1 pseudogene is annotated in these 333 nt (G+C 65.8%); it reads left to right on the top strand.

The window, feature by feature from the left end:
• Window positions 1–333, top strand: a pseudogene (locus QCD75_RS22005) (pyruvate dehydrogenase (acetyl-transferring), homodimeric type); the annotation flags it as partial.

The raw sequence follows: 333 nt of genomic DNA, 5'->3' as shown, positions 1-333 counted from the left end.
CCGGCAAGCAGCTGGCAGCCACCACCATGGCGTTCGTCCGGCTGCTCAAGGACCTGCTCCGGGACAAGAAGTTCGGACACCGCATCGTCCCGATCGTTCCGGATGAATCGCGCACTTTCGGCATGGACGCGTTCTTCCCCTCGGCGAAAATCTACAACCCCGACGGCCAGGGCTACCTCTCCGTGGACCGGGACCTGGTCCTCGCCTACAAGGAATCGGCCCAGGGCCAGCTGATCCACCCGGGCATCAACGAGGCCGGCGCAGTCGCGGCGTTCACTGCCGCGGGAACCTCCTACGCCACGCACGGCGAGCCGCTGATCCCGATCTACGTGT

The sequence above is a fragment of the Arthrobacter sp. PsM3 genome (genome assembly GCF_030433895.1).
Taxonomy (GTDB): Bacteria; Actinomycetota; Actinomycetes; order Actinomycetales; family Micrococcaceae; genus Arthrobacter.
Note: the sequence above shows the minus strand (reverse complement) of the source record. Positions and strands in the feature narration are given on the sequence as shown.